This is a genomic window from Olsenella sp. DNF00959, assembly GCF_001553055.1.
Taxonomy (GTDB): domain Bacteria; phylum Actinomycetota; class Coriobacteriia; order Coriobacteriales; family Atopobiaceae; genus Olsenella_I; species Olsenella_I phocaeensis.
The window spans coordinates 234,502-260,020 of record NZ_KQ960123.1 but is presented as its reverse complement, the minus strand read 5'-3'; the positions used below and the strand labels follow the sequence as shown (position 1 = coordinate 260,020).

Below are 25,519 nucleotides of genomic sequence, written 5' to 3'. Positions count from 1 at the left end.
TAGTATGATGTAAAACACAGTTAGAGAGAGGAGGGAAGTTGGACTCGCAATTCAAGCGTGGGTTCCTCGATGCGTGCGTTCTTGCCATCCTCGCCGCACAGGACTCCTACGGATACCAGATCGTGAGGGATGCTCCGCCATCGCTGGAGCTTTCGGAGTCGACGCTCTATCCCGTGCTCCGTCGCTTGGAGAAGCAGGGTGCCCTCACGGAGTATCGCAGCGAACATAACGGTCGCCTGCGCAAGTACTACTCCATCACCGAGCAGGGGCGCCTCCAGCTACGGGAATTCGTCGCCGAGCGCGACGCCATCGACCGACTTATGGACTTCATCCAGAAGGGAGCGGAGCAATGAACAAAGGGGCATTCCTCGACGCGCTCGAAGGCGAGCTGACAAAGCGTCGGCTCTCGGCAGACGAGGTCCGTGCGGCAAGGGAGTACTACGCCGACGCCATCGACGAGCGCATGGACGACGGGCTCTCCGAGCAGGAAGCCACCGCGTGCATGGGGTTGCCCGTCACCTGTGCCCAGGCGGCAGCCAGCGAGACGGCTCCCGTCCCCCACCTCGTCCGTCGCTTTGCCACGCGCTTCGCGTTGGTCAACCTCGTGCTGGCAATCCTGACGCTCCCCGTCTGGGGGATGTTCGTCATCGCGTTCCTGATGATAGTCGCGTCGGCATACGTCACGCTCTTCTCCCTCCTGCTCTGCGCGTGGCTCTTCTTTGGCTGCGGGATCTTTCTGGGGGTCGCGAGCGTCGTGACGTTCTTCTCGTCCCTCCACGCGGGCGTGCCCTTCTCCGGGCTCTTCGTCCTTGGCGTGGGGATGCTCTCCACGGGCACGGCGCTGCGCCTGCTTCCCCTGGTCGCCTGGGCGACGCAAGCCCTCGTGGAGACCATCCGTCTGCTTGGCCTTCGGATCGTCGGCCTCTTCAGGCGAGGCGGGCAGGGTGATGCGGCGGCATCGCGACCCCGCACGAGGCTCCACGCCCCTCGATGGCCCAAGGAGTTGCTCTCTTCCGGCCTGGGCTTCGTGGGACTTGGGGCCCTCTCTACTCTCACAGCGCTCGTGAGCTGCGGATTTGATATCAGCGCGCTGCCTGGCGTCCCCGTTCAGCAGCTGGGACGGCTGACGGTGAACCTCAATGGGCTCCTGCACCTTGGTGACACGATACTCATAAATCTCTAACAGGATGCGATAAGCGCGCAGAGCATGCCCCGCCCCGCCCAAGTAGTGGAGCCGGGCGGGGCTGTGCTATAGTTGCCCGCGTGTTGTTGCACGAGCAAGGGGCCGTCGTCGACTCTTGATGGCCCACTCCGTCTGGGAGAATGTCGTATGTCTGCTGGGATCAAGGAGCGCCTCGCCCATTAGGGCGTGCCGTGGCAGCCAGCCTGTCCACTCTTGTCCGCATCCCTCATATGCATCGCCACCGCACGCGAGGCCCATGGGCCAGCGGCGATGGGCATTTGCAGACGTCACCCAGGAGACCACCCATGCATCTCGTCAAGTCGCTCAGGGCGTGCAGCCCATCCGAGCGCGCCCTCGTGCTCGCATCCTTCTTTCTCGTGACCGCCTTCCAGTCATCCTATTTCATAGGCATCATCGGCTATGCGACCTATGCGCTTGGCGCGGGGCCCGACCTGGTCTCCCTTCTCACCCTTGCGTACAACGCGGCGACGTTCCTCGGCAGCATCGCCGCTGGCATACTGATCGACCGCAGAGGGCCGCGGCAGGTCCTGCTGGCCTCGCTCGCCGGCGGGATCTGCCTGGCGTTGTTTGCGTGGGCCGTTCCCCTCTCTCCCCTCATGCTCATGACGTCCTCCTGCCTCTTTAGCCTCGCGTGGAGCGTCTCGAGTGGGACGCTGTCGAGCTTCGCCCCCTACCTCACGCAGGAGGGCGAGCGCCTCAAGCAGTTGAACGGGCTCATTGACACCGCGACGAGCGTCTCCGTCGTGGTGGGGCCCGCCATCGGAGGGACCATCTCTGCCGCGTCGTCGACCAGCGGCGTCTTCGCGTTCATGGCGGCATCACTCGGGGCTGCGCTGGCCTGCGCCGTCGCATGCAAGGAGCTGCCCGGAGCACGGCAGGCAGGCGAGAGGGACGATGGCCCGCTGCCGAAGGCCACCCTGCGCGAATTCGGAGAGGGGCTTCGCGTGACGCTCTCCTCCCGCGACCTTCGCCTCATCCTTGCGATGTGCTTCTTTGGCTTCTTTGCCTTTGGGGCCTTCGATGCCCTCGAGTCCGTCTACTACCGTGACGTGCTGAGACTCGACGCGTCCTGGATGGGCTGGCTCTCCATGGTGGCTGGCGTGGGCTGCACGCTGGGGTCGCTCGCGCTGTTGCGCATCCCACGTCGCCAGGTGAGCCTCAGGCTCCTGGCCACCACCCTCCTCGTCGAGGGCCTGGGCGCCATGCTCTATGTCGGAACCGGGAAGCCATGGTGCGCCGTGCTGGGACAGCTTGTCCTGGGCGTGGGCAACGGCCTTTCCGTTCCCGTCGAGCACACGCTCGTCCAGGAACGCTGCGAGATCGGGCAGTTGGGTCGGGTGAGCAGCGTCATTCGAATGGGCATCATGAGCTCGGGCATCGTGCCGCTGCTCCTCGCGCCGCTGCTCGCGGACAGGCTTGGGGCCCAGTCGGTGCTGTTTGCCGCCTCGACGACCGTGGCAATCGTCGCCCTTGCCTTCTTGCTGCGGCTGAGGGTGCGCAGGGCGGAATAGCGGCCGTGGGGACGGGGAGCTGTCTCTTCATCGACAGCGCCCCTCGCCCGCGGCACAAGCTGCCCCCGGTCGCCAGCACGCCCCCAACCACGAGCGCGCCGTAGCCCCCCAGCCACGCTTCTCTATGCAACTCTCTGAACTGCCGTACCTCTCAACTGGGGTTTTGTGCTGGTGATTTCAGAGAAAGGCATAGAGAACGAGAGGTGACGTCGCACAACTACAAGTCCACGCCCGCAAGACAGAAAGTGCGGGGGGTCCGCCGGAGCGAGCCCCCGCACCATGTGCGCCAGACGCCTCAGCCTAGGCGCCATCCTCGGCGGTGCCTCCTACGCGATGGAGGTCACCTTGTAGCCGGCATCCACCACAGCTTGCTCGAGCGCCTCGTCCTTGACGAGCAGCCCGGCGTCCACCTTGGCCGTGCCGTCCTCCAGCGAGACGCGGACGTTCTTGACGCCCTTGACGCCCTCCAGGGCCTCGGTCACATGGGCCACGCAGTGCTGGCACATCATCCCCTCGACGTTCAGGGTCTTTTCGGTCATGTCTTCTCTCCCTTCGTCGGCTCCCTCGAGAGCCTTCCTGCTTGCGTCGACTTGTTTGGTTCCGCCGCGCGTCTCGGCTCGACGCGGCTCGACGTCATTCGCCACGGCGCCACCCACTCCGGCGTCACGCACGCCCGCGCCACCGCCCCGCGCCGCCCGGCTGGGCCTCCAGCCGAAGAGCCTGAGCGCGTTGCTCACCACGAACACGGACGAGAAGCCCATGGCGGCCGCCCCGATCATGGGATTGAGCGTGACGCCCCACGGGGCCAGCACGCCCATGGCCACCGGAATGCAGATGGCGTTGTAGAACAGGGCCCAGAACAGGTTCTGGCGGATGTTGCGCATCGTGGCGCGCGAGAGCTCGATCGCCGTGGCGACGTCTGCCGGGTCGGAGCGCATCAGCACGATGTCCGCCGAGCTTATGGCCACGTCGGTCCCGGCACCGATGGCGATCCCGACGTCCGCCCGGGCCAGGGCCGGCGCGTCGTTGATGCCGTCTCCCACCATGGCCACCCTGGCGCCTGCCTCCTGGAGCTCGCGGACCTTCTCCTCCTTCTGGTCGGGAAGGACCCCCGCCACCACCTCGTCCACGCCCACCTGGTCGGCGACCACCTGCGCCGTCGCGGCCTGGTCTCCGGTGAGCATGATGGTGCGCACGCCCATCTGGCGCAGGCGGGCTACGGCCTCGGCGGAGCTGGGCTTGACCACGTCGGCCACGCCCATGAGGCCCAGGACGCTCCCGTCGGCGGCAAAGAAGAGCGGCGTGCGCCCCCGTGCCGCCATGTCGTCCGCCGCACGCGTGAGCCCAGAGACATCCACGCCGCGCTGCGCCATGAGGCGCGCGTTGCCGGCCAGCACGGCATAGCCTGCCACCGTGCCCGCAAGGCCACCACCCGCGACCTGCTCGAAGCCCTCGACCTCGGCCTCGCTGGCCACGTCACGCCCGTCGGCATAGGCGCAGATGGCCTCGGCCAGGGGGTGCTCGCTCTTGCGCTCGAGCGCGGCAGCGAGCCCCACGAGCTCGTCCTCCTCGACGCCCTCGGCCATCACCACGTCGGTCACGCGGGGCGCACCCTCGGTGACGGTGCCGGTCTTGTCCAGCACCACGGTGTCCAACCTGCAGGCGCCCTCGAGGGCCTCGGCACTCTTTATCATGATGCCGTTGGCCGCCCCGCGCTCGGTACCCACCATGATGGCCGTCGGCGTGGCCAGCCCCAGCGCGCAGGGGCAGCTGATCACCAGGACCGAGACGGCGTGCGTGAAGGCGCCGGCAAAGTCGCCAGGCGAGAGGAACGCGAGCCAGGCCACCAGCGTGGCCAGCGCGATGGCGATGACGACGGGCACGAAGACGCCGGCGATGCGGTCCGCCTGCCTCTCGATGGGAGCCTTGGTGCTGGTCGCCTCGTCCACGAGGCGGATGATCCGCGCGAGGGCCGTGTCCTCGCCCACGGCGGTCACGTCCATGGCCAGCCAGCCCCGCCTGGACACGGTGGCGCCCGTCAGCCGGTCGCCCACGCCCTTCTCGACGGGAAGGGGCTCGCCCGTGATGGCAGACTCGTCCACGGAGGCGGCACCCTCCGCGACCACGCCGTCCACCGGCACGGACTCTCCGGCCCTCACCACGACGCGGTCTCCCACGCGCAGCTCGGAGGTAGCCACCTCCCGCTCGACGCTGTCACGCACGACGGTCGCGGTCTTGGGAGCGAGGTTCATGAGCGCGCTGATGGCGCTGGTGGTGCGGCCCTTCGCGCGGGCCTCGAAGAACTTTCCCAGGGTGATGAGGGTCAAGATCATGCCCGCCGAGTCGAAGTACAGCCCATGGAAGGCAGCGTGCGCGAGTCCTGCGTCGCCCACCCCCAGGGCGAGCGCCATACGGTACAGGCCCACCAGGCTGTAGGCGAAGGACGACGCCGAGCCGATGGCGATGAGCGAGTCCATGTTGGGCGAGAGGTGCGCGAGCGTCCTGAAGCCCATGACGAAGTAGTGACGGTTGGCGAACAGGATGGGGATGCAGAGCAGCAGTTGCGTGAGCGCGGAGGCCATCATGCCCTGCGTGCCCGCAAGCGCGGGCGGTTCGGGCCAGCCGAACATGGGACCCATGGCCAGGTAGAAGAGGGGCACGGAGAAGGCGAGCGAGACGACGAGCTGGCCTCGCTTCTCGTCTATGGCGCGCTGTGCAGCCCTCTGCGGGTCCACGAGTCCCGCCGCCTCGGGCGAGAGGGGCGTCCCGTCCGAGTCCGTGCCCTCCGCATGGGTTCGGCGCGGTGTGGCACCGTAGCCCGCCTTCCTGATGGCGGCCTGCACCGCGCTCACGGTGGCAGCCGACCCGTCATATTCGAGCTCCATCGAGTTCTTGAGCAGGTTGACGTTGGCTGCGGCGACGCCGGAAACGCCCGACGCAGCCCTTTGGACCCTGGCCGAACAGGCAGCGCAGGTCATGCCCGTGACATCGAAGGTCTCGCGCACGGCACCGCTCTGCGCCGTGCCATCCTTGGCATATGTAGCGGTCTCTGCCATCGACAGGGCCTCCCCTCTTCCCGCGTCCGCGGGAGCGATCACATGAACTTCTTGAAGAGCCGCATGACCTCGTCGGTCACCTCGGTGTCCCCCGCCTGGATGCGTTCGACCACGCAGGTCTGAAGATGGTCGCGCATGACCTCGCGCGAGATCGCCTTGACGGCGGACTCGACGGCGGCGAGCTGGGTGAGGACGTCGCCGCAGTAGCGGTCCTCCTCCACCATGCTCTTGATGCCACCCAACTGGCCGATCGCCCGGTTGATCCGACATTCAAGGTCGCGCTTGAGCCTCTCGTCGCGAGGCGTCGCCTTCATGCTGACGTCGCAGGCATGCTGCGAGTCCACGTCCCTCTCCTCTGGCATCGCTTCCTCCTCAATACCCCTTGAGGGTATGTTCCATCGACGTCACTATACCCTCTGGGGGCATATGTAATGATGGGGTGGCAGACTCGACCATAGGACGGCCACAGAAGGAAGGGGCCCGGCGTCGCCGTCGAGCCCCCCCGAGGACGTGCGTCACGAGCGTGGCTACGACTGGCTGCCGTCCTGTTGGGTCTGGCTGTAGCCGCCGCCACGGTTGCCGAACGGGTCATTCTGCTGGTTGCGCTGGTTGTACAGCTCCTCCAGGTACCGGTACAGGTCGTTGGTCGAGATGCCGTTTCCGGAGTCGGACCCGGAGTTGCCCTGGTCGCTGCCGCTGCCCTTCTGCTGCTCCTGCAGGGCCTCGTCGGAGCCCAGGGTCACGTTGACCGTCTGCTCGCTGGTGCCGCGCATGAAGGTGACGGCAACCGTCTCGCCGATCTCGTGCGAGCGGATGTTGAGGATCATGCCGTCGGCAGAGATGATGGACTCGCCGTTGACGGCGGTGATGATGTCGCCCTTCTGGATGCCGGCCGTGTCGGCGGGGCTGCCGCTCGTGACCTCGCTCACGTAGGCACCTTGGTTGACCGCCAGGTTGTTCATGGTGGCGTTCTGGGAGTTCACGGTCTGCATCGAGAGCCCGATGTAGGCGTGCGTCACGGTCTGGCCCGCGATGATCTTGTTGGCGACGGCAACCGCGTAGTTGGACGGGATGGCGAAGCCCACGCTCGCGGACGACTCGGTGCTCGAGGAATAGAGCGTGCAGATGCCCACCAGCTTGCCCTGGGAGTCGACGAGGGCGCCACCGGAGTTGCCGGGGTTGATGGCCGCGTCAGTCTGGATCAGGTTGGTGTAGAGGGTGTTGCCCGAGGACGACTGCATGAGCTGGTTGCGCGAGAGCGAGCTCACGATGCCGGCCGAGACGGACTGGTCGAGGCCGAAGGGGCTGCCGATGGACATGACCCAGTCGCCCACTACGAGCTTGCTGGAGTCGTCCACCTCGACGGGGGTCACCTCGGTGCCCGCCCAGTCGACCTTGATCACGGCGAGGTCGCTGGAGGAGTCGCTGCCCACCACGCTGGCGTCATAGCTCTTCCCGCCGTAGCTGACCGAAATCGCGGTGGCGCCATCAATAACGTGATAGTTGGTGATGATGTTGCCGTCGGCGTCCAGGATGACGCCGGAGCCGATGCCGGAGCCCTCGGAGGTCGTGACATTGACCGAGACGACGGAGGGGAGCGCCTTGGCGGCGACCGCCTGGGCGACGCTCACGTCCTGGTCGCTCGCGGTGATGTTGACGGTCTGCCCGGCGGAGCTGTCGGTGGTCTTGATTATCTGCGTGCCGCCGATGACGCCTCCTGCCTTGAGCGCGAAGACCAGGGCTGCAGCGCCCAGCACGCCGCCGACGGCGCCGAAGACGGCTCCCTTTGCGACCCCTCCCCTGCGGGGTCCCTTCGCCGGCGCCTGGCCGACCCCGGACGGCGGAACGCTGCCGAAGGGCTCCTGCGTGTGCGCCGCCTGCGCGTGCACCTGAGTCGCAGCGACCTGGGTCTGGTCGTCGGGCTGCGCGGGAGCGCCGGGCACGGGAGGACGGTTCTCGTCAAACGTGGCCATGTCTGCCTCTTTTCTCCAAAGGTGCGAGGGCACCCACGGGACGGCGTGTCACAGCCCTCAATCTACCCGTCGGCCGCGCGCGCAACGCGAGGCACCAAGAGCTCACATGCAAGGGAAACATCACTTTTGGCTATCTGAAAAACCTAGGCGAGAACGGCCGTAATCTGCCTCGCGACGCCGCCGCAGCTCGCAAGCCCGCAGCCTCAGCCCTAGAGCTTGAAGAGGTAGCCCACGCCACGCACGGTGACGATGTGGGCAGCGACCTGGGGGCCCACCTTGGAGCGGACGCGTCGGATGTGCACGTCCACCGTACGGGTGCCGCCACAGTACTCGAAGCCCCAGACGCGATGCAGCAGGGTCTCGCGCGAGTAGGCGCGCGAGGGGTGCGTGGCGAGGAACGAGAGGAGCGAGTACTCCATCAGCGTGAGGTCCACGGGCTCCTCGTCGATGTACACCTGGTAGGTGGCCAGGTTGATTGCCATGTTGTCCACGGTGACGATGTCCGCGGGGGCACTCTCCTCGCCCGGCCACAGAAGCAGGGCGCAGCGGACCTCGAACTCCGCCTCGCCGGCGCTGGCAAGGATGAAGTCGTTTCTCCCCTGCGCGGGCATGCGCAGGCTCGAGAGCTTGGACTCGTCCTGGATGCTCAGCGTGGGGATGAAGCCGTTGTCCGACACGTAGGAGTCCACCGCGGCGAGCGTGTCCTGGCTCAGGCCGTCCATGTCGAGGATGACCAGGTCGAAGTCGTGCCCAGACGAGATCGCCTGCGAGAAGGTCTCGGGCGTGGTGGGAAGGATCGAGACGTCCAGCGCGTGCTTGAGCTCGCGCATGCGCTCGATGAAGCGCGAGGTCCTTGCGAGGAGCAGTATGTTCTTGTGGTGCATGAACGCCCCCAGACGTACCACGAACGACCGGGACAAGCCACCGGTGCGCGAAACACTTTTTAGAAGACTAGCATAAATCGGGGCCCCGCCACCCCTTGGCAAGGGCCCCACCTGGTAACGAACCGTTTCTTGCGAGGGGTGCCTGGCCTAGCCTATCGAGCCCAGGAACTCCCGTGTGCGCTCGGTCTTGGGGTGGTCGAAGACCTCCTCGGGAAGGCCCTGCTCCACCACCACGCCGCCTTCCATGAAGACCACGCGGTCGGCGACGTCGCGGGCGAAGCCCATCTCGTGCGTGACCACGACCATGGTCATGCCGCTGTTGAGCGCGAGGTCGCGCATGACGGCAAGGACGCCGCGGACGAGCTCGGGGTCGAGGGCGGAGGTGGGCTCGTCGAAGAGGAGCACCTTGGGGTGCATGGCCACGGCGCGTGCTATGGCCACGCGCTGCTGCTGGCCACCCGAGAGCTGGGGCGGCTTGAAGTCTGCGCGGTCGGCGAGGCCGACGGCCTCGAGCTGCAGCAGGGCCTCGCGCTCGGCCTCCTCCTTTGACCTCCCCAGGACCTTGGTCTGCCCGATCATCACGTTCTCCTTGGCCGTGAGGTGCGGGAAGAGGTTGAAGCCCTGGAAGACCATGCCCAGGTCGCGCCTGAGCTTGGTGGTGTCGGTCTTGCTCGACCCCGTGATCTCGTGGTCGTCGATGAGGATGTGGCCCGCCGTGGGGGTCTCGAGCAGGTTGATGCAGCGCAGCATGGTGGACTTTCCTGAGCCCGAGGGGCCCAGCACCACGACGATCTCGCCGTTCCAGACGTTGAGGTTGACGTCGCGCAGCACCGGGGTGTCGGTGAAGGTCTTGTTGAGGTGCTCGATGCGCACCACGGGATGCTCGCCCTCCACGAAGTGGTGGCGCGAGAGGGAGCGGTCCTGCGCGATGGCGACGCGCGCCGCCTCGTCGGCGTCCATCGCGGGCGGGACCTCTGCCACCTCGGGCACTGCCTGGTTCTTCTTCCTAAAGAGCATCTGCGACACCTCCGTCGGTGCGAACGTGCGATCGGAAGGGAGCGGCAAGCGACTCGACCATCGAGGCACGCGGCTCGGGGGCGCCGCCGGCAGGGGCCTCCGAGGCCTTCTCGCCCGTGGCCTCGCCTGGTTCCTTGGGACGGGGCCCGGCCCCGTGCTCGGCGTCGTAGAGGCGCCTCTCCACCACGCCCACCGCCTTGGTGAGCGGCAGGGTCACGATGAGGTAGTAGACCGCCGCGGCGATGTAGGGGGTGATGTTGCCCGACACCGTGGTGAGGTTCTTCGAGAACATCATGAGCTCCATGACGCCCACGGACGAGAGCAGCGACGTGTCCTTGTAGGAGGTGATGAAGTCGCTGGTGATGGTGGGGATCACGCGGCGCACGGTCTGGGGCAGGATAATCCAGAGCATGGTCTGCATGCCCGTCATGCCCAGCGACGCGGAGGCCTCGTACTGCCCCTGGGGGATGGACTGGATGCCAGCACGGAAGATCTCGGCCTGGTAGGCGGAGGAGTTGATGGCGATGACGATGACGCCCAGGACGTTGTTGTCGATGTTGATCCCCAGCATGGGCAGGCCGAAGAACATGATGTAGATCTGCAGGAAGAGCGGGGTGCCGCGCAGGATGTTGATGTAGACGATCGCGATGGCGCGCAGGACGCGGTGCTTCGAGATCTTCATCAGCGCGAAGGCCAGGCCCAGGAGGATGGCGAAGGGATAGGCGACTACCACGAGGGCGAGGCACACGAGCCAGCCCTGGAAGAGCGAGACGAACGAGGTCACCAGGAGCTGCGGCTTGAAGAACATGTTGAGGAAGGGCACGGAGTTCCACCCCCCGACCCACGCTTGGCCGTCCAACCAGTTGACGACGGCCTGGACCGGCGTGTTCTTGATGATGGAGATGGAGGGCGAGTCGGCGAGGCTGCCGGTGGCACCGCCCGCCGTGGCGTACGACCCGCCCACGGAGTAGTCCCCGCCCGCAGCGGGAAACTGCATGTCGGTGACCTCGAGCCTGAGCAGGGAGCCGTCGGGGATGGGGGTCGCGAAGTCGACCTCGAGGCTCGTGCCGGACGGCTTGGCGGTGGCGTCCACGCTCACGCGGTCAAGGCCGTCGAGCACCGTCACACGGGTGCTGGAGCCGTCGAAGGTCGAGCCCTCGGGAAGGGTCAGGGTGACCGACGAGACGCCCGCAGGGACGTGCACCGTCCCCTCCCAGGTCAGGCGGGTGTCCATGCCGCCGATGACGCCGGAGCCCCCGTTCTCGTTGGGACGGGCGGTGGCCTTCTCCACCATGACGTTGCTGGCATCCGTCGCGGAGGAATCACCCGAGCCTGCGGTGGCTGCCGTGGAGGCAGACCCCGCGGAACCCTCGCTTGAGCCGAACCACTTCTGCTCGAGGGCGTCCAGGGTGCCGTCCGCGCGCGTCGCCGCCAGCGCCTCGTCGAGCGCGGCCGTGAGCCTGGGGTTGTCCTTGCTCACCACGATGCCGTACTGCTCCCCCGTGGGGACCTGCAGCGCGACCTTGAGCTGGGAGTAGGAGTTGAGCACCTCGTACTGCATGACGGGCAGGTCGGCCACCGCCGCCTGATAGAGCCCGCTCTGCACGCCCGTGAGGGCGGCGATGGGATCGTCCAGCGCCACGACGTTCGCACGGGGCAGGTTCTCGCGCGCCCAGGCCTCCCCGGTCGTGCCCGCCTGGACGGCCACGGTCACGCCAGCCTGGTCGAGCGCGGAGGAGTAGTCCGCCTCGACGGGACCCGCGAGGGCGGCGGAGGTGACGACGCCCTGGTTCGAGTCTATGTAGGCGTCAGTGAAGTCGATCTCTTCCAGGCGCTCGTCGGTGATGGTGAAGTTGGACGCGCCCACGTCGGCCTTGCCGCCCTGCTTGATCATGGGGATGATCGAGTCGAACTTCTGGGCGGGCAGGAACTCGCACTCGAGCCCGAGCTTCTGGGCGAGCGCCTGCATGAGCTCCACCTCGAAGCCCGCTGGGTTGGTAGTCCCCTCCTCTATGTAGTCGAAGGGGGGGTTGGCGAGGTCCGAGACCACGCTCAGCTTGCCCGGGCTCACCAGGCCGAGGTCGTCGCCGGTTCCGCCCGAGGTCGAGGACGATCCCGCGCAGCCCGCAAGCCCCAGGCCGCAGGCCAGGGCGATGGCGAGGGCGAGCGTCACCCCCAGGCCCCCGAACCATGAATGCCGTCTGCCGTCCCTCATGTGCACCACTCCCCAATAACGTCGCACGGGACGGGCCTGCACCAGGCTCCGTCCCGTCGCTCGCGCCCACGGTGGGGGCTCGAATAGGAGGCAGTATAGTTTATGCAACGAATTGGGTCATGGTTAATTCCCAAAATTGCATAACTGAGGGTACGATATTTTAATTTGACGAAACAAAGCCGGATGAGAGAGACAATTGGAGCGACGGTGCGGAACGCTTCGGCACCGTCGCCCTAACCTGGGCCGCCTCCCCGCACAAGGGTCGTGCGAGCCCGTCTGTGCCCCTACAGGCCCGCGTAGTAGCTCTTTCTCTCCCACTCGGTGACCGTGGCGCTGTACTCGTCCCACTCGCGCCACTTCTGGGCGACAAGGTAGTCGCAGATGTGGTCGCCCAGGGTCTCTCGCATGAGCTCGCTCTTGTCGAAGCGCTTGATTGCGTCGCCCAGGGTCCTCGGCAGGCGACGGAAGCCCCTGCTCGCCAGCTCGCCGTCGTCGAGGCGCTCGAAGCCCGAGAAGGACTCCTCGGGAAGTTCGAGCCCCTCCTCGATGCCGCGGATGCCTGCCGCGAGCGAGACCGCGAGGGCCAGGTAGGGGTTGGCCGTGGGGTCGGGGTTGCGGAGCTCGACCCTGGTGGCCTGGTGCTTGCCCGGCTTGTGGGTGGGTATGCGCACCAGCGCGGAGCGGTTCTTGCGGCCCCAGGTGGCGTACACGGGAACCTCGCCGTTGGAGACGAGGCGCTTGTAGGAGTTCACGGTGGGATTGGTGACCAGCATGAACTCTGGGGCATACTTGAGGAGTCCCGCCACGTAGTGCTAGGCCAGGGGCGAGAGGTGCGCGGGGTGCTCGGTCTTGGGGGCCCCAGAAGAGGTTGTTGCCGTCGTGGTCGAAGAGCGACTGGTAGAGGAACATGCCAGAGCCCGACGCCCCCGTGAAGGGCTTGGGCATGAAGGAGGCCATCATGCCGTGCTCGTGGGCCAGCTGCCTGATGACAAGGCGCGACGTCATGATGTTGTCCGCGCAGGTGACGGCCTCGGAGTAGCGCAGCTCGATCCCGTTCTGGGAGGGGGCGCTGCTGTGGTAGGAGTAGGTCACCGGGATGGACATGTGCTCGAGGCTCAGGGTGGTCTCGCGCCTGAGGTCCATAGCGGAGTCGGACGAGGTCAGGTCGAAGTAGCCCGCATGGTCGAGGGGCACGGGCGTGGGGGCCTTCTCCTGGTCGAAGTAGAAGTACTCGAGCTTGGGACCCACGTTCATGACGTAGCCCTTCTCGTCCGCGGCGGTGAAGACGCGGGTCAGCACCGAGCGGGTGTCCCCCTCGAAGAGCTCGCGGCTGGGCGTGCGGATGTCACAGAACATGCGGGCGACGCCGCACTTCTCGGGCCGCCAGGGGAGCACCTGGAAGGTGGTGGCGTCAGGGAAGGCGAGCATGTCCGACTCGTCCTGTGACACGAAGCCGGCCACGGAGGAGCCATCGAAGCCGACCCCCTCCTCGAAGGCCTCCTCGAGGTCCTCGGACGAGATCGAGAACGACTTGAGGTTGCCCAGCACGTCGGTGAACCAGAGCCTGATGAAGCGGACGTCGCGCTTCTCCACCGTCCTCAGGACGAAGTCGATGTTCCTGTCGCCGCTCATGGGCTCCTCCTTGCAGGTCCGTTGGGTCGCGCACGCGTCGGCCCCGACGGTCGCGAGTCATGCCATTCAGACGTTCGCACACAGAGGTTACTCCTCTGTTTCGCACAAGGCGAGAGGGGCCCAGGCGACCGTGGGCGGACGGCCCGACGGAGCGGGGCGCGGCGCGGCAGGCGCTACTTGCCCTCTGTCGCCCGGTCGGCGGAGCCCAGCGCGGCGCTGGCGTGCGCGAGCATGTCCTGGGCGGCGGAGCAGCTCCCCTCTCCCGTGGCATGCGCGCTGCAGCTCGACCCCGAGGCACAGCCCGAGCACTCGGACCCTCCCTTGACGAAGGAGCGGACGCAAAGCCCCAGGAGGGCGATGACAGCAAGCACTATGACGACGTCGGCGATACCCATGTCGGCCTCCAATACTGTTAGTCAAGACAAACTGTAGGCGAACGGCCACCCCTGCGATGCGAGGAGAGGGAAAAGGGCGGGCGCCCGACCGCGAATCCACAGGACCGCGTCGGGCGCCCGCCCCGAAAGCCCGCGCCCGGAGGCCCAGGGACTAGCGAACGTTGTAGAACGCGGAGAGGCCGGCGTAGTCGGCAGAGCCTGCCAGGGAGTCCTCGATGCGGAGGAGCTGGTTGTACTTCGCCACGCGGTCGGAGCGCGCGGGGGCACCGGTCTTGATCTGGCCTGCGTTGGTGGCGACGGCCAGGTCGGCGATGGTGGTGTCCTCGGTCTCGCCGGAGCGGTGGCTCACGATGCAAGTGTAGCCAGCGCGCTGGGCGGTCTGCATGGCCTCCAGGGTCTCGGTCAGGGTGCCAATCTGGTTGACCTTGATCAAGATGGCGTTGCCGGCACCGAGCTCGATGCCCTTCTTCAGGCGGGCGGTGTTGGTGACGAAGAGGTCGTCGCCCACGAGCTGGACCTTCTTGCCCAGGCGCTCGGTGAGCTTCACCCAGCCGTCCCAGTCCTCCTCGGCGAGGCCGTCCTCGATGGAGATGATGGGATACTTCTCGACGAGCTCCTCCCAGTAGTCGACCATCTGGTCACTGGTGAGCGAGCGGCCCTCGCCCTTGAGCTCGTACAGTCCGGTCTCCTTGTCGTACACCTCACTGGTCGCGGGGTCCATGGCAAACATGAAGTCCTTGCCAGGCGTGAAGCCCGCCTTCTTGACGGCGGCCATGAGGTACTCGAAGGGCTCGGCGTTGGTCTTGAGGTTGGGCGCAAAGCCACCCTCGTCGCCCACGCCGGTGGAGAGGCCGGCGTCCTTCAGCACGCCCTTCAGGGTGTGGTAGACCTGTGCGCACCAGCGCAGGGCCGTCTTGAAGTCGGGGGCGCCCACGGGCATGATCATGAACTCCTGGAAGTCCACGTTGTTGTCCGCGTGGACCCCACCGTTGAGGACGTTCATCATGGGCGTGGGCAGGGTGTGGGCGTTGACGCCGCCCAGGTAGGCATAGAGGGGCTGGCCAGCGGAGACCGCTGCGGCACGGGCCGCAGCGAGCGAGCAGCCCAGGATGGCGTTGGCACCGAGCTTCGCCTTGTTGGGGGTGCCGTCTGCGGCGATCAGGGCTGCGTCCACGGCGCGCTGGTCGGCGGCGTCGACACTCACCAGGGCCTCGTTGCACTCGTTGTTCACGTGCTCGACGGCCTTGAGCACTCCCTTGCCCTGGTAGCGCGCGTCGTCGCCGTCGCGAAGCTCGACGGCCTCGAACTCGCCGGTGGAGGCGCCGGAGGGAACTATGGCGCGACCCACGGACCCGTCGGCCAGGGCGACCTCCACCTCGACGGTGGGGTTGCCGCGCGAATCCAGGACCTCGCGACCGTAGACATCGATGATCTCGCTCATGGGCAGAACCTTTCTCTAGGCTTTTGACCCCCATGCCTGGGAACCTGTTAGGCATGTCTTACTTGTTCCCCTGGCCGTGCGAACGGGAGCCCCGCCAGCGCTCTCCACGACTTCTTCATAGTCAGGAGAGGCGGCGGGCCTCATCCGGCACCTTAGGCAGAGAGCTTCTCTCCCAGGGCCTTGAGCTCCTCGAGCGCCTCATCGTCCGGCTCGAGGTTGGCGATGACGGTGCCGACCACGTTGACGCCGGCGTCCTCCGCGGCAGACTTCCAGCTCTCCATCCAATCGCCCGTACCCCAGTCGTAGCTGCCGAAGAGGCCGACGGGCCTCTCGCCCAAGGCGGGCAGGCACTCGTTCCAGACCTCCTCGAAGTCCGGGTCCAGCTCCTCGTCGCCCATGGCAGGGCAGCCGAAGGCCAGCGCGTCGTAGTCCGCGACGGAGTCGGCGGAGAAGGACGAGACCTCGACGGCCTCCGTCCCCATGGCGTCCGCCAGGGCGTTTGCCATGGCCTCCGTGTTTCCCGACTGGCTCCAGTAGACGACCGCTGTCTTGCTCATGTCTCTCCTCCTTGCTCGTGGTTGGACATCGCCTGTGCGATGCGCGGGCGGGTGCCGGAGAGGTGCCAGGACCCGCCCGCGCGTCACGCAGGGCCTACGAGAGGAGTGCCGCCAGGCTCAGGCCCGAGGCGAAGCGCCTGCGGCAGCACGCCTCGCTCGCGGCCACCCTCCCGAAGCGGCGACGCGCCTCGCTGGCGCTGCCATAGGCCTTCCAGGGACCGCGGCAGGTCTCCCGCCCACCCGAGATGTAGCCCCTGACGTCCTCGAGGGGGTACCCCAGGAGCACGCCCACCTCATGGGGGAAGCGCGGCTCGATGCCCAGGTGGAAGGCAGCGAGGCGATGGCGGAAGCAGCCCACCAGCTCGGACGCGCTCCCACAGCGGTAGCCCGACGCCTCGAGGAAGGAGCTGAGCTCCGGGTCGCGGACGATTCCCTCCACGAGGGAGGAGCGCCAGACGAGGAGCTGCACGCGGTCCCTCGCGTGGCCGAGGACGGTGAGGTCCAGGCCATGGAGGGGAAGCTCGCGCGCGTAGGCGGCGATCGTCTCCCTCAGGCGGGCCTTGCGGCAGGCCGCGTTCCCACAGTCGCAGGCGGGAGGTCTGAACGAGAAGAGCGCCGCGGGCTTGGTCCCCTCGATCACGGCGGCGCAGCAGCGCACGAGGGTGGTGGCGAAGGCGTGCGCGAGGGCGCTCTGCTCCGCGTCGCAGCCCTCGAGCGGCGCATGGACCAGTCGCACCGACATCGCGCTCTTTCCGCTCATTGGATCACCCCTTATGAGCCCCGGGGACGACGCGCTCGGCGACGTCCCCGGGCAAAGTGACAAAAAGAGCGCCGCTCGCGCAGGAAAGGGGGGACGCGGGCGGCGCTTGAGGACCTGTTCGCAAGACGGGGAGAGGGTCCGCTTGCGCCAGGTAGGGATAAACGAGTTGCCGTGGGTCGCGCGCCTTTGCGCCTCCCACTCCCCTCGGGCCGTCCTTACCTGCCCTCGGGGCTTTTTGTTAACTCGCGTTAACTCCTGCTGGCAAGTAGAGTACACCAAAGCTAACTAATGTCGAGCGAAAGGCCGGCAGGCGTCCGATTGGAGCATTCATGGCGCTTCGTCGCAGGTGGGAATCCCGTGTGGCGTGCGATTCGGGAAGCCGCCACTCGCGCTTGCGCTTTCTCGCGTGCGTCGTCCCGACGTGATCTGTGTCACCATACGGCATCGCCGCTCGCACGAGCGTCATCCCGATGCGGCCTGCGTCATCGGACGGCACCGCCGCTCGCACGACTGCGCTCTCATGCGAAGAGAGGTGCCGTCCTCCCAGTTGGAGCCCCTCTCCCCTCCCACAGAATCCTTTTGGTGCGAAGGAAGCAGGTCGCATGACGCACGGAAGGGCCTGGCGAGGCTGCCAGCGCATGCCCCTCGGCACGTCGTGCCGCCCCAAGGCTTATCATTCAAGCTGTAGCAGGCAGCTGAGGGGAGAACCCTCCCCCAACGAGAAGGGAATGCCATGGCAAACGACGAGTACATGCACCTCGTGATCATCCGTCACGGAGAGAGCGAGTGGAACAAGCTCAACCTCTTCACCGGCTGGACCGACGTCGACCTCACCGAGACCGGACACGAGGAGGCCGCCGCTGGCGGGCGCGCCCTCAAGGAGGCAGGCTACGACTTCGACGTGTGCTACACCTCGCTGCTCAAGCGTGCCATCCACACCCTCAACCACGTCCTCGACGAGATGGACCGCAACTGGCTGCCCGTCCACAAGACCTGGCGCCTCAACGAGCGCCACTACGGTGCCCTCCAGGGCCTGAACAAGGCCGACGCCGCCGCCGAGCACGGCGACGAGCAGGTCAAGATCTGGCGTCGCTCCTTCGACGTCTGCCCGCCCGCGCTGGAGCCCGGCGACGAGCGCGACCCCCACGTCCAGGACCAGTTCCGCGACGTGCCGCAGGAGGACCTCCCCTACACCGAGTGCCTCAAGGACACCATCGCCCGCGCCTGGCCCTACTTCGAGCAGGAGATCAAGCCCCAGCTCGAGGCCGGCAAGCGCGTCCTCATCGCCGCGCACGGCAACAGCCTGCGCGCCCTCGTGATGCAGTTCGAGCACCTGACCCCCGAGCAGATCCTCGAGGTCAACATCCCGACGGGCATCCCCTGCTCCTACACCTTCGACAAGGACTGGAACGTCGTCGACAAGCACTACATCGGCGACCCCGCCACCATCGAGGCGAAGATCAACGCCGTCGCCAACCAGGGCAAGGCCAAGAAGTAGGCAGCATCCAGAGCTTGTGGCATGGTCCCGCGGCTTCAGTCGCGGGACTTTTTTTGCGCCAGGCTGATTCGCGCCCTTCCCCCGGGGTATCAGCTAACGGAGTCGACATTAGCCACATCTAACTTATGGAGGCAGCATGGAAGAGATCGACCTCGAGCTCAGCGTGTACGAGCTCTGCAACGCGCACCCCGGCCTCAGGGAGGCCATGGCGAAGCTCGGCTTCGACGAAATCACCAAGCCCGGCCGCCTCCAGACCATGGGTCGCCTCATGACCATCCCCAAGGGCTGCAAGACCAAGGGAATCGACCTCGACGAGGTCATCTCGGGCCTCAAGGCGGCAGGCTTCTCCGTCAAGGGCCACGAGGACGAGCCCGCACACGCCCCCGCAGCCGAGGTGGCAGACGAAACCCCCGAGCAGCGCCAGGCGCTCCTCACCAGCTACCTCGAGCGCCTCGGCGCCGGCGAGGACGTCGAGGACGTGCGCGAGGACTTCGCCCTCCACTTCGCCAACGTCTCGGGCGGCGAGATCGCCGCGGCCGAGCAGGCCCTCATCTCGGGCGGCGTTCCCGTCGAGAAGGTGCAGCGCCTCTGCGACGTGCACGCCACGCTCTTCGAGGGCAGCGTGTCCTGCGCGCCCGGCCTCTCGGGCACGGACCCCCAGGACAGGCCCGGCCACCCCGTCCACACCCTGCGCAGCGAGAACGAGCAGATACTCAAGCTGATCGAGGGGCTTCGAGACGACGTCGACCTCTCCCGCGCGGCCAAGGGTGCCGACGTCGTTCGCGCGCTCGCCCAGAAGCTGCGTGCGGACGCGGACCTGCTCGCCGCGATCTTCCCGCACTACAAGCGCAAGGAGGAGCTCCTCTTCCCCCACCTCGAGCGTCACGGCGTCACGGGCCCCTCGAAGGTCATGTGGGGCAAGGACGACGAGGTCCGCGAGCTCGTGGGTGACCTGAGGCAGATGACGGAGGCCCTTGCGAGCTCCGGTGACGCGGCGGGGCTCGCCGCAGCCGCGGACACGCTCGCCGCTGCCTGCGAGGGGGCGGAGTCCATGGTCAGCAAGGAGGAGAACGTCCTCGTGCCCCTCTCGCTCGAGACCCTGGGAGCATCCGAGTGGACGCAGATCGCCGAGGAGAGCGGCGAGTTCGGCTACGTCCTAATCGACGAGCCCCCCGCATGGCGCGCCTCCGCGCTCGAAATCGCCGAGGAAAGGCTCAACGCCGGCGCGTCCGCCCCTGCCCCCGAGGCGCCCCAGGCAGGCGGCACGCAGAAGGTCAGGCTCTCCACGGGAGAGTTCAGCGTCGCCCAGATAGAGGCCGTTCTCAACACCATCCCCCTCGACCTCACCTTCGTCGACGCCGACGACAAGACCCGCTACTTCAGCCACGGGGACACGCGCGCCTTCCCGCGCCCGATGAGCTGCCTGGGACGCGACGTCTACGACTGCCATCCCCCCAAGAGCCAGGCCATGGTCCACAAGGTGTTCGAGGACTTCCGCAGCGGTGCCAAGGACAGCTTCGAGTTCTGGATCCACAGGGGCGAGCAGTTCCTCTACATCCGCTACTTTGCCGTGAGGGACGAGGAGGGCAGATACCTGGGCGCACTCGAGACCACCCAGGACATAGCCCACATCCGCTCCCTCGAGGGCGAGAACCGCCGCGGTGCCGACCAGCGCCGCGCGGAGGCGGAGTAGCGCGACGACGGAGACACGCTAGCGCAGGATGCGAAAACAGCATTCTGTGGGAAATGCTGTCGTTTTTCGCGTTTGGCCTGTTGGCGCAGCTAGACGACAGCATTTCACAGGATTTGCGGTCTTCTCTCGCCCACATGGCGCGGCCAGCAGGAAGGCGGGGCAGGCCCTTACTCGACGGGGGTCTTCTCTCGCCCACATGGCGCGGCCCCCGTCCCCTGGGAGACGGAGGCCGCGCTCCTTGTCGCGTCGTCGCTGGCGGCGCGTCGCAAGCTACTCCTGGACCTTGAGCGCCTCCGAGAGGGAGACCCTGCGAATGTTGCGCAGGTGAATCAGGGCGACGACGCCATAAGTGGCGAATCCGATGACCACCAGCTCCACCAGGTGCTGGGGTGCGTACCAGAGTGTCCAGTTCCCGGAGTAGTTGACCATCATGAACTTCATGATCAGCCTGAAGAGGCTTACGATCCCGCCGAGGCTCAGCATTAGGGTCAGGGCCACCACCGTGGTGATCGAGCGGACGTAGAGACGGGCGACCTCGCCGTCCTGGTAGCCGAACACCTTCATGTACGAGATCGAGCGGGCGGACCTGTCGATGACCGTCTTGGTGAGCAGGTACATGACCACCAGGTAGAAGGGCACCGAGAGGGCGACCATGGTGTTCATGATGTCGCCCATGGACTCCTGAATCTGGTCGACGACCTTGAGCATCTCCTGCGGCGTGATCTCCTTGGCGACGAAGCGGGGGTCGAGGTCGAGGGCCTCGTCCGACGCATAGCCGTTGAAGTAGTCGTCCGGCTCCCCCATCAGCGCGCAGAAGTCCGCACGCGACAGGTACGCGTCCATGTTGGTGTCGCCATCCGTGATGCCATCCACCCTGAGCTCATAGGTCTTGCCCTCGAAGCGGTCGATGAAGGGGTAGGTCTGCCCGACCCTGAGGTCACACTTCTGGGACAGCCCCTTCCCCACGACGATGCCGCCGTGCGAGAGCTGCACGTCAGACCAGTAGCGCGACGGCTCCTCGATGCCATAGAGCGTGATCTGCTCCATCGAGTCGGCAAGGTTGCGCTTGACCTCGAGGCTGGCGGCGGCGAATCGCTCGGCCTGCTCGATGCGCTCGGGAGAGTTCTCGCGCACGTTGACCGCCCGGTCGTCCGGGTTGACCGTCTGCGCCTTGACCGCAAGGCCCAGGAGTGCCGCGGGGTCGAGTGCCTGGATGTCCTCCGCGCTCGAGGTGGAGAGGGTCTCCGCCGCCTCGAACGCCGCCCGCTCGTCGACGCTGCCGTCGAGGCGCAACGGCGCCTTGAGCAGGTACACGTGCTGGGCGGGAACCGACTGGCTCATGGTGCGGGCGACGTGCTCGACGGTGGGCAGCATGATCAGCCCCATCAGAAGGAGGATGCTTCCCACCGAGATGCCCAGGAAGAGGATGACGAACTGGGAGATGTTGCGCAGGAAGACGCGCGCCCTGAAGCGCAGGGAGAAGCCCCAGGAGCTGGGGAGGCGCACGCGGCCGAGGCCCCTGCGATGGGAGGTCTCGTGCCGCAGGAACGCCAGGGGGGTCGCACCCAGCTTGCGCAGCAGGCCGAAGAAGGTGATAAGCACCAGCATGCCCAGGGGAATGAGCGTCGTCATCACGAAGACGCGCGGCTGGAAGGTCACAACGTACGGAGGTAGGCTGTAGCTGCGCATGTACAGGTTGGCCATGGGCTTGACCAGGAACGCGTAGCCCACCACGTTGCCCACGACGCAGGCGACGGTCCCCACCAGGACGGGCAGCGTGAGGTAGTGGCGCAGGATCTCCGAGCGCCGCCAGCCCGAGGCGAGCAGCGTGCCGATCGCCGAGCTCTGCTCCTCGATGGTGGCGTTGGTGAGCACGACGAAGACGAAGGCCATGATCAGCACGAGCAGGACCAGCATGACCTCCCACATGCCCTGGTCCTGGACCACATCGTCCTGGCTGAAGGTGATGGCCTGGTTGGACTCGCGGTCCACGATGCTCGAGAGCGACGCGCCGTTCTGGCTGATGGCCTCTGCCACCCTCCTCTCGAGCTCGACCCTCTGGGGAAGCGCCATAGAACGATCGTCCAGGACCGCCGAATAGCGCCACTGCGCCGAGCTTCCCACGAGCTGGTCGAAGTCCTCGTCAGAGACCTGCGAGACCGAGAAGCTCTGGGTGTTGTACATGAGGTCGGAGTTGTGGACCATCTGGGTGGGATAATCCGAGAGCGTCATGACGCCACTGATGGCGAAGTCCCTCCCGTCCACGGTGACGTGGTCCCCCACCCGCAGCCCGTTGTTCTCGCAGAACGTCCGGTCGAGCGCGATCTGGCCCCTCGAGTTCGGCTCCTCCCCCTCCACGTATATGGGAAGGTCGAAGTCTCGCCTGACGCGCATCGCGCGGACGGTGCCGGTTCCCTCCTCCCCGGACGCCTTCCTCCAGCCCATCGTGAGGTCACGGTAGAAGTTCTCGTGCACCGTCATCCCCAGCGCCTCGACGGCCCTCACCGCCTTCTTGGGGGCCTCGAAGTCGCAGTCGAACTGCAGGTCTTCGACGACATACCTGTCGCGCATGCCCTCGATGGTCGCCTGGAGCGACGATGCGGCGACCATGTAGCCGGTCACCATGGCGGAGATGAGGAAGAGGAGGGCAAAGATGCCCAGGTACTTCCCGAGGTTCGCCTTGAGCTCGCGTGGGATTCGCCTGTCGAGTGGGTTCCTCATGGCGGCTACCAGCTCAGCTCGGAGGCGGGCTTAATCGTCTGGTTCGTATGCTCCGAGACGATCTGTCCGTCGCGCAGCTGGAGCACGCGATGGGACATGTACTGGATGGCCTCGTTGTGGGTGACGATGACCATCGTGCAGCCATAGCGCTGGTTGACGTCCTCCATGAGCTGGAGGATCTCCTTGGAGGTCTTGTAGTCGAGGGCGCCCGTGGGCTCGTCGCAGAGCAGGAGGCGGGGGGCCTTGACCAAGGCGCGTCCTATGGCGCAGCGCTGCTGCTGGCCGCCCGAAACCTGGCTGGGGAACTTGTCGCGGTGGTCCCAGAGGCCCAGGGACTCGAGGAGCTCGTCCATGGGGAGGGGCTCGGAAGAGAGGTAGGCGCAGACCTCTATGTTCTCCCTGATCGTGAGGTCCGGGACGAGGTTGTAGAACTGGAAGACGAAGCCGAGCTCGCGGCGTCGGTACTCGACGAGCTCGCGCTTGGAGAGGGTCGTGAGCTCCTCTCCGCCCACGCGGATGCTGCCGGAGTCGGCCGACTCGAGGCCACCCACGAGATTGAGGAAGGTCGACTTGCCCGATCCCGAGGGGCCCAGGAGGGTGCAGATCTCGCCCGACCGAACACCCGTGCAGAGGCCCCTGAGGACCTCCACGTGGGCCTCTCCCGACCCGTACCCTTTTCTGAGGTCCGTGACCTCGAGGTAGGCTGCATTCTCCATGCGCTTCCCATCCATGTCCAAAAGTTAGCTCGTGCTTACCAATTATAGGAAGACGCAAGCACAAATGACAGGACGGGAGCAGGAAGTCCCAGGCGCACGCAGCCAGCCCAAGGCAAGAGAGGCGCGCTAGTCGACCCCTCCCTCCCCCGCTCGCAGCAAGTGGCGCGTGTTGAGGGCCACCGCGCCCAGCGTGGAGGCGTTGTGCAGGTAGGCGGCGGTCGTGAGGGATATGGCGCTGGCAACTCCCAGGGCGATGAGCGCGGAGTTGAAGCCCACTATGAAGCCGTAGTCGCGACGGATGCGGCCCATGAGGCGCTGGGAGAGGAGACGCATGGTCACCAGGGACTCGAGCGACGAGTCCAGCACCGAGACGTCGGCCACGGCGCGGGCGATGTCGCTCGCGTCAGAGAGGGCGACCGAAACATTTGCCGCAGCAAGTGCCGGCGAGTCGTTGATGCCATCGCCCACCATGATGACGGTGTGGCCCTCGTCGCGCAGCGCCTGCACATAGCCACTCTTGTCCTCTGGCAGCACCTGCGCATGGTAGCTGTCGATGCCGACGGAGGAGGCGACGTGGGCGGCGCAGGACTCGGAGTCGCCCGTGAGCATGACCACCTTCTGGATGCCGAGCCCCCTGAGGCGCGCGATGGTCGCGGCAGCCTCGCCGCGCAGCGGGTCGCTGATGCAGATGGCACCCACGAGCTCGCCGCCGAGCGCCAGGTAGACAACCGAGGCGGTGGGCATGGCCTCCTGGATGGTCTCCTCGAGGTCGTCCGGCTTCGCGATCCCCTCGTCCTCGAAGAGGAAGTGGGCGCTGCCTATGAGCGCCTCGAGCCCGTCCACCTGCGTCGAAATGCCATGCGCAACCACGTAGTTGACCCTGGCGTGCAGCTCGTCCTCGTGGCTGAGGCCACGTCGGTCTGCCTCGGCAACGATGGCGCGCGCCATGCTGTGGGGGAAGTGCTCCTCTATGCATGCCGCGTAGCGCAGCACGGTGTCCTCGTCCGCACCGGCGAGGCTCAGCACCCTCTCGACGCGCGGAGAGGCATGGGTGAGGGTGCCGGTCTTGTCGAAGACGACGGTGTCCGCAGCGGCGAGGGCCTCGAGGTACTTGCCGCCCTTGACCACGATGCTGCACTTGGAGGCCTCGTCGATGGCGCTCATGACCGCGACGGGAGTCGAGAGCTTGATGGCGCAGGAGTAGTCGACCATGAGCACGGCCATGGCCTTCGTCACGTTGCGCGTCAGGGCCAGAATCGCGAAGAACGAGAGGAAGCTGTAGGGCACCAGCGCGTCAGCAAGGTGCTCCGCCTTGCTCTGGACGCCCGCCTTGAGCTCGGAAGACTGCTCGACCATGGTCACGATGCCGTCGATGCGCGCGTCCCCCGGAGCAGCGGTCACGCGAACGAGGAGGTCCCCGTCCTCGAGGGCGGTGCCCGCATAGACCGTGGACCCCACCGACTTGTGCACCAGGCGTGACTCGCCGGTCATGGACGCCTCGTCTATCTGTCCCTCCCCGTCCACCACCGTGCCGTCGACGGGAAGCACGCTCCCCTGGGGAAGGTGGAGCACCTGGCCACGCTCGACCTCGTCCATGGAGATGCGCACGTCCCTGCCATCGACCACGGCCCAGACGTTCTCGGCGCGCGTGATGAGACCGTCCTTGAGGGCGAGGTGGGCGCGGCTCTGCACGTGCCTCTCCAGGACCGAGGAGAGCTGCAGCAGGAACATGACCGTGTCGGCCTCGCCGAAGCTGCGCCTCAGGAGCGACGCCACCACGGCGGTGGCGTCGAGCACTTCGACCGTGATCTCGCCGCGCGCAAGACGCCTCAGACCCTCCGCGATGAAGCCGACGGAGCGCATGAGCGTCCATGCGTGGCGCAGGGGGGCAGGAAGAAGCAGGCTCCGTATGCCACGCCAGGCGATGAGGCCGCCCAGGCGCAGGGCGAAGCGGTTGTTCTCGGCCGCGATCTCGATGGCGTTCGCGTACGACTCGATGCCCACTTCCGCAGTCGGAAGCCTGAGGACATCGAGGCCGTCTACCACGCCGAGGACGCGCTCGCGACAGGACGGGTCAAAGACCACCAGGACCGACCCGTTGGCGGGGTGGACCTCCGCATGCCTCACGCCGGGACTGCGCATGAGCGCGTATGCGACGCCACGCGCCTCCTCGTCTCCAAAGAGGTTGGAGCCGCAGCGCAGGCGCAGGCGGCCAGGAAGGTCAGAGATGATCTTGTAATGCATGA

General features: G+C 66.7%; 18 protein-coding genes and 1 pseudogene. 5 read left to right on the top strand and 14 right to left on the bottom strand.

What is annotated here, in order from left to right; all coding sequences use genetic code 11:
- Positions 1-38 precede the first annotated feature (38 nt).
- From HMPREF1868_RS01115 to HMPREF1868_RS01105, 3 genes are all read left to right on the top strand, one after another.
- Positions 39-353, top strand: a complete 315-nt coding sequence (locus HMPREF1868_RS01115) for a PadR family transcriptional regulator (RefSeq protein WP_009277909.1) — start codon at positions 39-41, stop codon at positions 351-353.
- On the top strand, positions 350-1,183 hold the full coding sequence (locus tag HMPREF1868_RS01110; RefSeq protein ID WP_062529627.1) for a DUF1700 domain-containing protein: 834 nt from the start codon (positions 350-352) through the stop codon (positions 1,181-1,183). Before HMPREF1868_RS01115 ends, HMPREF1868_RS01110 begins: the two co-directional genes overlap by 4 nt.
- 305 nt (positions 1,184-1,488) lie before the next feature.
- Positions 1,489-2,715 carry an MFS transporter gene (locus HMPREF1868_RS01105; RefSeq protein WP_062529625.1) on the top strand — a complete coding sequence of 409 codons (1,227 nt, stop codon included), beginning with the start codon at positions 1,489-1,491 and terminating at the stop codon, positions 2,713-2,715.
- 326 nt (positions 2,716-3,041) lie between these two features.
- Here the strand turns inward: HMPREF1868_RS01105 and HMPREF1868_RS01100 are convergent, their stop codons facing one another.
- The 11 genes and pseudogenes from HMPREF1868_RS01100 to HMPREF1868_RS01050 form a co-directional block, all read right to left on the bottom strand.
- Positions 3,042-5,771, bottom strand: a complete 2,730-nt coding sequence (locus HMPREF1868_RS01100; protein WP_062529623.1) for a heavy metal translocating P-type ATPase — start codon at positions 5,769-5,771, stop codon at positions 3,042-3,044.
- Between the two features lie 38 nt (positions 5,772-5,809).
- Entirely contained in the window at positions 5,810-6,133 is a 324-nt protein-coding gene (locus HMPREF1868_RS01095; protein WP_009277913.1) for a metal-sensing transcriptional repressor, read from the bottom strand.
- A 165-nt stretch (positions 6,134-6,298) separates the two neighbouring features.
- On the bottom strand, positions 6,299-7,744 hold the full coding sequence (locus tag HMPREF1868_RS01090) for a S1C family serine protease (protein WP_062529621.1): 1,446 nt from the start codon (positions 7,742-7,744) through the stop codon (positions 6,299-6,301).
- A 209-nt stretch (positions 7,745-7,953) separates the two neighbouring features.
- Complete coding sequence (locus HMPREF1868_RS01085) at positions 7,954-8,628, bottom strand: winged helix-turn-helix transcriptional regulator (RefSeq protein WP_062529619.1); 675 nt, start codon at positions 8,626-8,628, stop codon at positions 7,954-7,956.
- A 147-nt stretch (positions 8,629-8,775) separates the two neighbouring features.
- Positions 8,776-9,645 (bottom strand): amino acid ABC transporter ATP-binding protein, encoded by an 870-nt coding sequence (locus HMPREF1868_RS01080; RefSeq protein WP_304437891.1) that lies wholly within the window; start codon positions 9,643-9,645, stop codon positions 8,776-8,778.
- Positions 9,635-11,860, bottom strand: coding sequence for an ABC transporter permease subunit (locus HMPREF1868_RS01075; protein WP_062529617.1), 2,226 nt, complete (start codon positions 11,858-11,860; stop codon positions 9,635-9,637). The genes HMPREF1868_RS01080 and HMPREF1868_RS01075 overlap by 11 nt, the downstream gene beginning before the upstream one ends.
- A 284-nt stretch (positions 11,861-12,144) precedes the next feature.
- Positions 12,145-13,492: pseudogene (locus tag HMPREF1868_RS01070) on the bottom strand (glutamine synthetase family protein).
- Between the two features lie 173 nt (positions 13,493-13,665).
- Positions 13,666-13,887, bottom strand: coding sequence for a hypothetical protein (locus tag HMPREF1868_RS01065; RefSeq protein WP_062529615.1), 222 nt, complete (start codon positions 13,885-13,887; stop codon positions 13,666-13,668).
- Between the two features lie 151 nt (positions 13,888-14,038).
- The gene (gene eno, locus HMPREF1868_RS01060) at positions 14,039-15,328 is read right to left on the bottom strand and encodes a phosphopyruvate hydratase (RefSeq protein WP_062529613.1); all 1,290 of its coding nucleotides are present in this window, start codon (positions 15,326-15,328) and stop codon (positions 14,039-14,041) included.
- A 152-nt stretch (positions 15,329-15,480) separates the two neighbouring features.
- Positions 15,481-15,885: a flavodoxin domain-containing protein gene (locus HMPREF1868_RS01055; protein ID WP_062529611.1), complete on the bottom strand. Its 405-nt coding sequence runs from the start codon at positions 15,883-15,885 to the stop codon at positions 15,481-15,483.
- Between the two features lie 94 nt (positions 15,886-15,979).
- Positions 15,980-16,645, bottom strand: coding sequence for a DUF3793 family protein (locus HMPREF1868_RS01050; protein ID WP_082719459.1), 666 nt, complete (start codon positions 16,643-16,645; stop codon positions 15,980-15,982).
- 733 nt (positions 16,646-17,378) lie between these two features.
- On the opposite strand from HMPREF1868_RS01050, the gene gpmA reads away from it, so the two are divergent.
- On the top strand, positions 17,379-18,143 hold the full coding sequence (gene gpmA, locus HMPREF1868_RS01045) for a 2,3-diphosphoglycerate-dependent phosphoglycerate mutase (RefSeq protein WP_062529607.1): 765 nt from the start codon (positions 17,379-17,381) through the stop codon (positions 18,141-18,143).
- Between the two features lie 136 nt (positions 18,144-18,279).
- Positions 18,280-19,836, top strand: coding sequence for a DUF438 domain-containing protein (locus HMPREF1868_RS01040; protein ID WP_062529605.1), 1,557 nt, complete (start codon positions 18,280-18,282; stop codon positions 19,834-19,836).
- A gap of 270 nt (positions 19,837-20,106) precedes the next feature.
- Here the strand turns inward: HMPREF1868_RS01040 and HMPREF1868_RS01035 are convergent, their stop codons facing one another.
- From HMPREF1868_RS01035 to HMPREF1868_RS01025, 3 genes are all read right to left on the bottom strand, one after another.
- Positions 20,107-22,557, bottom strand: a complete 2,451-nt coding sequence (locus tag HMPREF1868_RS01035; protein WP_062529603.1) for an ABC transporter permease — start codon at positions 22,555-22,557, stop codon at positions 20,107-20,109.
- A gap of 5 nt (positions 22,558-22,562) precedes the next feature.
- Entirely contained in the window at positions 22,563-23,273 is a 711-nt protein-coding gene (locus tag HMPREF1868_RS01030) for an ABC transporter ATP-binding protein (protein WP_062530369.1), read from the bottom strand.
- A gap of 126 nt (positions 23,274-23,399) precedes the next feature.
- Entirely contained in the window at positions 23,400-25,517 is a 2,118-nt protein-coding gene (locus tag HMPREF1868_RS01025) for a heavy metal translocating P-type ATPase (protein ID WP_062529601.1), read from the bottom strand.
- Positions 25,518-25,519: the final 2 nt, after the last annotated feature.

Excerpts from the sequence above, each read along its gene's own strand:
- HMPREF1868_RS01110 (WP_062529627.1), top strand. The coding sequence starts at position 350 with ATGAACAAAGGGGCATTCCTCGACGCGCTCGAAGGCGAGCTGACAAAG.
- HMPREF1868_RS01105 (WP_062529625.1), top strand. The coding sequence starts at position 1,489 with ATGCATCTCGTCAAGTCGCTCAGGGCGTGCAGCCCATCCGAGCGCGCC.
- HMPREF1868_RS01100 (WP_062529623.1), bottom strand. The coding sequence starts at position 5,771 with ATGGCAGAGACCGCTACATATGCCAAGGATGGCACGGCGCAGAGCGGT.
- HMPREF1868_RS01095 (WP_009277913.1), bottom strand. The coding sequence starts at position 6,133 with ATGCCAGAGGAGAGGGACGTGGACTCGCAGCATGCCTGCGACGTCAGC.
- HMPREF1868_RS01090 (WP_062529621.1), bottom strand. The coding sequence starts at position 7,744 with ATGGCCACGTTTGACGAGAACCGTCCTCCCGTGCCCGGCGCTCCCGCG.
- HMPREF1868_RS01085 (WP_062529619.1), bottom strand. The coding sequence starts at position 8,628 with ATGCACCACAAGAACATACTGCTCCTCGCAAGGACCTCGCGCTTCATC.
- HMPREF1868_RS01080 (WP_304437891.1), bottom strand. The coding sequence starts at position 9,645 with ATGCTCTTTAGGAAGAAGAACCAGGCAGTGCCCGAGGTGGCAGAGGTC.
- HMPREF1868_RS01075 (WP_062529617.1), bottom strand. The coding sequence starts at position 11,860 with ATGAGGGACGGCAGACGGCATTCATGGTTCGGGGGCCTGGGGGTGACG.
- HMPREF1868_RS01065 (WP_062529615.1), bottom strand. The coding sequence starts at position 13,887 with ATGGGTATCGCCGACGTCGTCATAGTGCTTGCTGTCATCGCCCTCCTG.
- eno (WP_062529613.1), bottom strand. The coding sequence starts at position 15,328 with ATGAGCGAGATCATCGATGTCTACGGTCGCGAGGTCCTGGATTCGCGC.
- HMPREF1868_RS01055 (WP_062529611.1), bottom strand. The coding sequence starts at position 15,885 with ATGAGCAAGACAGCGGTCGTCTACTGGAGCCAGTCGGGAAACACGGAG.
- HMPREF1868_RS01050 (WP_082719459.1), bottom strand. The coding sequence starts at position 16,645 with ATGAGCGGAAAGAGCGCGATGTCGGTGCGACTGGTCCATGCGCCGCTC.
- gpmA (WP_062529607.1), top strand. The coding sequence starts at position 17,379 with ATGGCAAACGACGAGTACATGCACCTCGTGATCATCCGTCACGGAGAG.
- HMPREF1868_RS01040 (WP_062529605.1), top strand. The coding sequence starts at position 18,280 with ATGGAAGAGATCGACCTCGAGCTCAGCGTGTACGAGCTCTGCAACGCG.
- HMPREF1868_RS01035 (WP_062529603.1), bottom strand. The coding sequence starts at position 22,557 with ATGAGGAACCCACTCGACAGGCGAATCCCACGCGAGCTCAAGGCGAAC.
- HMPREF1868_RS01030 (WP_062530369.1), bottom strand. The coding sequence starts at position 23,273 with ATGGAGAATGCAGCCTACCTCGAGGTCACGGACCTCAGAAAAGGGTAC.
- HMPREF1868_RS01025 (WP_062529601.1), bottom strand. The coding sequence starts at position 25,517 with ATGCATTACAAGATCATCTCTGACCTTCCTGGCCGCCTGCGCCTGCGC.